The sequence below is a fragment of the Kribbella sp. genome, from assembly GCF_035655035.1.
GTDB lineage: Bacteria > Actinomycetota > Actinomycetes > Propionibacteriales > Kribbellaceae > Kribbella.
The window spans coordinates 1-5789 of the sequence record NZ_DASRVN010000083.1; the positions used below are offsets into that span (position 1 = coordinate 1).

Consider the following 5789-nt stretch of genomic DNA (forward strand, 5'->3'; position numbering starts at 1 on the left):
CGCCACTAGCGTGATGGCCATGATCGTGATCACCGGAGCAACCGGCAACGTAGGCCGTCCCCTCGTCCAGACCCTGACCGCGCTCGGCGAGGACGTCGTCCCCGTCTCCCGCAGCGGCGCCGGCCACCAGGCCGACCTCACCCAACCCGAAACCCTGCGACCCGTACTCGACGGCGCCAAGGCCGTCTTCCTGCTCACCTCCCCCGACTTCCTTGCCCGAGGCAACCTCCAGGAGGTGATCGGCGTACTGCGGGAATCCGGCGTACCGCGGGTCGTCCTGCTCTCCTCGCAAGGCGTCGGCACCCAGCGGCACCCGTCGATCCACGAGGACGCCGTCACCGGATCCGGGCTCGACTGGACGATCCTCCGCCCGGGCAACTTCGCCAGCAACGCGTTCGGCTGGGCCGAATCTATCCGCACCCAGCGCGCAATGGCCGCACCGTTCGCGGATGTAGCCCTCCCCGCCGTCGACCCCCAGGACATCGCCGAAGTCGCGGCGGCCACTCTCCGCGATCCCGCTCACGCCAATGCGATCTACACCCTGACCGGGCCGGCCGCGATCTCCCCGCGCCAGCAGGCGCAGGTGATCCAGGACGCCCTCGGTACGCCGATCCAGTTCACCGAACTGAGCCGCGCCCAGGCCCGCGCAACCATGCTCACCTTCATGCCGGAACCAGTCGTCGAGTCCACCCTCGACATCCTCGGCACCCCACTCCCCGCCGAGCAGGCAGTAAGCCCCGACGTCGAGAAGGTACTCGGCCGCCCACCCCACACCTTCACCGACTGGCTCACCCGAAACCTCCACGCCTTCCGCTAACCAACCAAACACAGCACCAACAGCTCGCAGGTTCCCCAACCGAACCAAGCGGAGTTGTCACGCCTCCTCCCCTGCTCCGTCCGGCTGGTCGCGGGCGCCTGGGGTTGGTACGACGCGTCCGGCTGTCCGTAGCGGGTCAGGTGTCAGGAGTCGTCCGTCTCCGCTGCTTCCTGCGGGTGGTTATGAGGGGGTGGGGTGGTGAGGGTTTGTAGTTGGTGTCGGAGGGTTTCGGTTGTTTGTTCGGCGGCGCGTTGGGCTGCGGTTAGGGCGGCTACTCGGTCTTCGGCGGACTTTTTTAGGTCGGCTAGTTGGGATTGGTGGTCGGCTCGGAGTTGGTCGCGGTCGGTGCGGTGTTCGGTGCGGAGGGCGTCTAGTTCGGTGCGGTGCCGTTCGCGTTCCGCGTTCAGCTCGGCTCGTAGCTGGTCTGCCGTTTGTTGTGCGGTCTGGCGTTCGCGCTCGGCCGTGGCCTGAGCGATTCGCGCGGACTCGGCTTCGCTTCGCGCCCGGCGGCGCTGTTCGTCGGCTGCGGACTGGGTCTCGCGAATCCGTTCCTCTGCCTCAGCCCTCACACGCTCCACCTCGGCTGACGCGGCCTCACGGGTCGCGGCCAGCTCCTGCTGGGCCTGCGCCAGCTCCGCTGCCGCCTTTTCGGTGACCGCTGCGGCGTCTCGCCGGGCCTGCTCTGCGGCTTCCTCGGCGACCGCGACATCGACCCGCGCCTCGTCGAGCGCGGCAACGGCTTCCCGAGCCGCTTCGTCCGCCTCGTCCCGAGCATCCTCGGCTTCGGCGGCTTGCTGCTCTGCCTTGCGGCGACGGTGCTCTTCCTGACCTCGTTGCCGCTCGGCGTCGGCCAGCTCAGCCCGCGACGCCGCCTGCAACTGCTCCACCTCGGCCGCGACCGCCTCCGCGTCGCCGTACGTACGGACCGCCTCCGCGATCTGCGCGAGGTACCCCTCCAGCTCAGCCATCAGCCGCGGCAGGTTGCCCTTCATCAGCTGCTCGAGCGTCATCCGGGCCGCCGTCACCGGTCCGGCGGCAGTTCCACTCGCCGAGTCAGAGCCCGGTACGGCGCCATCCCGGCGTACCGGCTGTCTGGCCAGCCGGTTCTTCGCGGCCCAGGCGTTCGCCTTGTTGTGTACGACCGGCTTCCCGTCGACGCCCGCTCCCTCGCGGCCGCAGTACTTCGGCGGCCGGCCGGGCGTCCCGGGATCGGCCTGTTTCGGGTTCATGCAGGTCACGCCAGGAAACTCACACAGCCCCTGCCGGGCCAGCGCGACCGGCTCCGTCGTCGTCATGTTGCCATCCTAAGGGATTAAGTCCATATAGTTCCCCTTTAAGTTCGGTTTCCATCAACTACTTTTGACTGAACGAAACGGAACCGAAGTAGCGCATAATCCCCGTTATGCGCTAGCGTCTTTCCCGTGGAAAATCTGCCGGCCGAGACTGTGCCGAGGCCCGATCTGGCAACGGAGGCCGCCGTACGCCGCTCCCTGGGCCGCCGCCGCCCACTGCACGACCCGACTGCGGCCCCGGTCGACAGGCTCGACCTCCTGATCGATGCGCTCACCCCGGAAACAACCGCCCTGGCCGTGCTCTGGCTGGGTGGGACGCGGCGCGCGAGCCGGGACACCCGGATCGGGTACGCCGACGACCTGCTGCTGTGGGCCGACTGGGCGCGTCGTGAGCTCGGCCGGGAGCGCTTCGGTCTCGACCTGCAGCGTGCCGAGGTCACGATGTGGCTCACCAACCAGCAGGACGCCGGGGCCGCGTCCTCTTCCATCTCCCGCCGGCTGTCAGCCCTGTCCAGCCTGTACCGCTACGCCGCCGGCTGGGGGCTCCCCGTCCTGTCGCCGATCTCCGACGACGACCACCGGCCCAAGTTCCACCGAGGCAGGCGCGCGACCTCAGCACGGGTGCTGGACGCCGACCAGGTCGCGGCACTGCTCGCGGCAGCGGCTGACGTCCGCGACGCCCTGGTCGTCGGCCTGCTGTACACCGGCGCGCTCCGGGTCTCCGAGCTCTGCGGCGCCGACGACACCGACCGCCACGACGAAGGCCGGCGTACCTGGCTCGTCGTCACCCGGAAGGGTGGAAAGGCGGTTCGGGTGCCGCTCGAGACCACCGTGGCCGAGCTTCTCGACGCGTACCGCGCAATACGCCCGGCATGGACCGGCGTGGGCCCGGCGCCGCTCCTGGCGGATGCCGCCGGCGACAGGCTCGACCGCCACGACGTCACCCGAATGCTCCGCCGACTGGCGAAGGCGGCCGGGATCCCCCGCCCGGAGACGGTCGGCCCGCACTCGTTGCGCGCCACCGCGATCACCGACCAGAAGCGCCGCGGGCACAGCGCCGAGGACCTCCAGGAGCTGTCGGGTCACGCGGACGTGCGCACGGTGATGGTCTACATCGACGACGACGGCCGCGCCGAACGCGTCGCCGCCCTCACCGACGACCTCGGCCGCGTCATGACGGCCGTACCGCACCACCTCAAGTCCCCCGACCAAGGCTGACCAGCGGCGGGAACACGTCGGTCCAGTTACACCTTGAGCAATCGGTCGACCAGCCCGTCGGTGTAGTCCGGGGTCAACGGGCCAAGGCCGAACAGGACGCGGATGTACATCGGGGCCATGACGTGGTCCAGAACGCCCAACGCATCGGGCGCGGGCTCACCACGTTCGGCCGCACGATCGAGCATGGACTGCAGTTGCCGGCCGCGTTCGGCGAGGACGTCGCCACGCGCCCGCAGCCCTTGGTCGCCGGTGTCGGACAAGGCGATGGCCAGGCGCAGCAACGCCAGGCCGTCGGGTCCGGTGATCTCGCGGGCCACCTGGGCCGCGTACGTGCGCAGGTCGCCGGTCAGACTCCCCGTGTCAGGCATCGGCGACTGCGCGTTCAGGCGGGTGATCGCGACGTCGGCGAGCAGGGTTTCCAGGCTCCCCCACCGGCGATAGATGCTGCTGTCGGCCACGCCCGCACGGGCAGCGACGTCGCCGACGGTGAAGTTCCCGTAGCCGCGCTCGCTGATCAGATCGGTGACGGCCTGGTGCACCTCCGCGCCGACGCGGGCGCTGCGTCCGCCGGGGCGGCGGGCCGGCTGTCGCTCACTCATGCGCCCAGCTTAACGCAGGCCTGACTTGCGTTAACAGCCTGACCTTCTTACAGTCGTTAACGCAGTCGTTGACTGCGTTAACGAGATGGAGGGGAATCCCTATGGGGCGACGGGACCGGGCCACACTGCTCGCGGTGACCTGCCTGGGCCAATTCATGGTCCTGCTCGACAACACGATCGTCGGAGCGGCACTGCCCGACATGCAGCACCGGCTGCACACCCAGCTGACAGGTCTGCAATGGATCGTCGACGCGTACGTACTGCTGGTCGCCATGCTGCTGCTGTCCGGCGGTGTCTTCGCCGACCGGTTCGGCCGCAAGCGGGTCTACCTCACGGGCGTCGCCGTGTTCACCGCCGCGTCACTGGTGTGTAGCCTCGCGCCGTCGGTCGGCTGGCTGGTCGCCGGCCGGGTGCTGCAGGGCATCGGAGCCGCGGCGCTCAGCCCTGCCTCGCTGGCCCTGCTCGCCGTCGCCTATCCCGTGCCACAGGAACGGATCAAGGCGATCGGACTGTGGGCCGGATTCAGCGGAATCGGTCTGGCCGCAGGCCCTGTGGCCGGTGGCGTACTCGCTGAAGCCTTCGGCTGGTCGGCCATCTTCCTGGTCAACCTGCCGATCGGCGTGGTGCTGCTGCTGGTCGGGCTCCGCAGCCTGGAAGAGACGCGCAACCCGAACGCGCCCGCGATCGACGTCCCGGGGACCATGCTGTCCGTTCTGGGAGTCGGAGTGTTGACCTACGGGCTGATCGAGGGTGGCGCCCGCGGTTGGTCGTCACCGCTGATCCTCGGCAGCTTCGCTGGAGCCGTCGTCCTGCTCGCGGCCTTCGTCGCCGTCGAAGCGCGTCGTTCCGCGCCGGTACTTCCGCTGCGGCTGTTCCGGCAGCGACTGTTCAGCGTGTCCAACACGGCCATGGTCGTGGTCGGGTTCGCGCTCATGGGTTCGTCGTTCTTCTTCTCCCAGTTCTTCGTCTACGTCCAGGGAAGCTCGATCCTGCGCGCCGGCCTCCAGACCCTGCCGACATCTCTCGCCATGGTGATCGTCAGCCCGTACGCGGGCAGGCTCGCCGCTCGGCACGGTTTCCGCGTCGTGGTCGCCATCGGCCTGGCTGTGGCGGGCCTAGGCCTGCTGGCGCTCGGCATGGTGCACGCCGACACCGGCTACGGGAACGTGTGGTGGCGGCTGGCACTTGTCGGCGTCGGCTTCGCGCTAACCATGTCCCCACTGACGGGAGCCGCCATCCAAGCGGTCAGCCCGCAGGAAGGCGGTCTTGCCTCGGGCATCAGCAGCACCGCCCGGCAGATCGGCGCGGTCCTCGGCGTGGCAGTACTCGGAGCCATCGTGCGCACCCGGCAATCCGGCGGCGCCTCGTTCGAGGCCGGCCTCAACAGTGCCTTCCTCGCGGCGGGCGCCGTCACCTTGGCCACCGCAGTCTTCACCGGCCTGTGGCTGGCCAAGTCCAAGCCCACGCAAGATCCAACTGCAGTCGATAGGTCGGAGCACAGCGTCTTGAATTAGTAACACGCTTGGTTTAACTTATCCGCGCAGCTGCACTTCCGGTCCGCCATCTGGGAGGTTTCAGCATGTCCAGACGCCTGCTCGCGCGGGTTCTCCCCACGCTCCTTCTGACCGGCCTGCTCGCCGTACCGACGGCGCACGCCGCGACCATGTATCCCAGCGGCGTCGGAGCCGACCTCGGCCCGACGCCCACCACGCTCGGTGTGAAACCCACGGCCGGTGACGACCCGGCCGGGCTCCGCACCGGTACGACGCAGGGCCGCACCTACTGGCAGACGAACCGGGCGGCCGGCACCGGCTACCTCGCGTTCGACGTCGATCACGACTACGTCGACGAGATCGGCACCGA

6 protein-coding genes are annotated in these 5789 nt (G+C 69.1%); 4 read left to right on the top strand and 2 right to left on the bottom strand.

From position 1 onward, the window contains the following. Window positions 1–817: NAD(P)H-binding protein (locus VFF46_RS05105; RefSeq protein WP_325035849.1), on the top strand; the 817-nt coding region annotated here is incomplete at its 5' end. 143 nt (window positions 818–960) lie between these two features. On the opposite strand, the gene VFF46_RS05110 is transcribed toward VFF46_RS05105, so the two are convergent. Further along, entirely contained in the window at window positions 961–2112 is a 1152-nt protein-coding gene (locus VFF46_RS05110) for a hypothetical protein (RefSeq protein WP_325035850.1), read from the bottom strand. Window positions 2113–2238: 126 nt separating this feature from the next. On the opposite strand from VFF46_RS05110, the gene VFF46_RS05115 reads away from it, so the two are divergent. Then, the gene (locus tag VFF46_RS05115; RefSeq protein ID WP_325035851.1) at window positions 2239–3327 is read left to right on the top strand and encodes a tyrosine-type recombinase/integrase; all 1089 of its coding nucleotides are present in this window, start codon (window positions 2239–2241) and stop codon (window positions 3325–3327) included. Between the two features lie 26 nt (window positions 3328–3353). On the opposite strand, the gene VFF46_RS05120 is transcribed toward VFF46_RS05115, so the two are convergent. Further along, window positions 3354–3926, bottom strand: coding sequence for a TetR/AcrR family transcriptional regulator (locus VFF46_RS05120; RefSeq protein ID WP_325035852.1), 573 nt, complete (start codon window positions 3924–3926; stop codon window positions 3354–3356). A gap of 101 nt (window positions 3927–4027) precedes the next feature. Between VFF46_RS05120 and VFF46_RS05125 the strand changes: the two genes are divergently transcribed. Further along, window positions 4028–5440 carry an MFS transporter gene (locus VFF46_RS05125; protein ID WP_325035853.1) on the top strand — a complete coding sequence of 471 codons (1413 nt, stop codon included), beginning with the start codon at window positions 4028–4030 and terminating at the stop codon, window positions 5438–5440. 65 nt (window positions 5441–5505) lie between these two features. Then, window positions 5506–5789: hypothetical protein (locus VFF46_RS05130; protein WP_325035854.1), on the top strand; the 284-nt coding region annotated here is incomplete at its 3' end.